Annotated in this window: 2 protein-coding genes; both read right to left on the bottom strand. The window is 45.3% G+C overall.

The features are described from left to right. Positions 1–455: hypothetical protein (locus H8S65_RS20645; protein ID WP_186931690.1), on the bottom strand; the 455-nt coding region annotated here is incomplete at its 3' end. A gap of 69 nt (positions 456–524) precedes the next feature. Then, positions 525–1,328: a hypothetical protein gene (locus H8S65_RS20640; RefSeq protein ID WP_186931689.1), complete on the bottom strand. Its 804-nt coding sequence runs from the start codon at positions 1,326–1,328 to the stop codon at positions 525–527. Positions 1,329–1,485 lie beyond the last annotated feature (157 nt).

Below are 1,485 nucleotides of genomic sequence, written 5' to 3'. Positions count from 1 at the left end.
GGGCTCACAGCTTCCAGCGCTATGATAGTACGAGAAAAAGGGTTGCAACCGATCCGGTATAAGATGGCATTCAGAAGGATGTAAATATCCTCCCATGTACAGTTATCTTTCAGGGCTTCCCGGAACCAGGCCGGCATATCACCTTTCTTATTATGAATACCAAGGCATACGATTTCAAAAATGAGCTCATCATATTTGGCAATCAATTCGGCAACCCGATTGGAAAATCCATTATCCTTATCAGCAACCAAAACCGCCCTATCCTCCTTGTCAATATGAAGCAAAAGAGGCTTTATCCGGAACCAAGTGCGGACGGTGATCGGGGTTATGACGATACTATCCCCTACTATCTTTCCTTTCGGTAGTGATTCAAGCCGGGTAAATTCAAACGGGATTCTTATCGGTTGGCCGGAGACAGATTCACTTTCTAATTGGAGAACTTGTTTTACACTCATATTTTCGATTAAAATATAAAAGCCCCGGATAGTTCCGAGGCTTTCGATAACCTAAACAATAACCCTTAATTATCCTGCCGCTTGTACGGCTTCTGTTTCTGCACTTGTCTTCTCTCCGGAATACAAACCGTTTGCCGTAAACTTGACAAGGATTTTATCGCCTTCATTTTCCGGCTGGATCATGTAACTGTCGCCAATAGCCCCCTCAATATCTTGGGCTTCTCCCTGGCCATCCACTTTACGTTGCCATTGGAAATCACCAGTCGCTTCCGCTGGTGTCAAGGTGGCTATAAGCGTTTCACCAACTTTGGGCGTACCAGTGATTACAACTGTCTTTACTGGGGTAAGGGTTACATTCATCACCGCCCGACTGAACGAAGACCGTTGCTGCCCTGCAGAGGTAATTGCTGTCAAACGGGTACATTTAACCAACAACAGGTCTGTCTGTTCTGAAGACGGAGCCTGACTCAAGCGGGCACTGACTTTACAAATGGCAAATGTATATTCCGTATACTTACCTTTGTACGGTGTTGTCTGTATCTTGAACGATTTGCGGATATTGGGAATATCAATCGGTGCATTCCATTTACCCCCACTAATAGAACCACCACAAAACGCGAGCATTTCCTGATCTGTCGGCGACGGGATAGCAAATTCAAAACTATCCGGGTCGCCAGTCTTATCGAATGACTCCCAGGGATCTTTCATCCCTTCAGCACGGAAATCGACAGAGGTCGCTTCATTGAAATTGAAAGCGACTGAGCCTTCGTGGACGATCGGACACTGTGTATAAATAGAGGCCGGAACACCATCACCGGGGTCACCATATCCTAAGAAGGATACGCCTACCGCTAAACTTCTTTCATTAGCCATATTCTTAATCTAATTCTGTTATTACTTCAAATCTTATATTCGTACAATCGAAGCCTTCTTTTGCTTCGCCAAGAGGTTCGGACCAGACGATCCGGGATTTCCAGTACATGCCGAAAGGAGGTGTTATATTTCGCAGTGCAGACTTTATGTTTCGTAC

The sequence above is a fragment of the Parabacteroides hominis genome, from assembly GCF_014287585.1.
Taxonomy (GTDB): domain Bacteria; phylum Bacteroidota; class Bacteroidia; order Bacteroidales; family Tannerellaceae; genus Parabacteroides; species Parabacteroides hominis.
This window is presented reverse-complemented; position numbering and strand designations above follow the sequence as displayed.

Bases quoted from the DNA above. Each gene is read 5' to 3' on its own strand.
- H8S65_RS20640 (WP_186931689.1), bottom strand. From the start codon at position 1,328: ATGGCTAATGAAAGAAGTTTAGCGGTAGGCGTATCCTTCTTAGGATAT.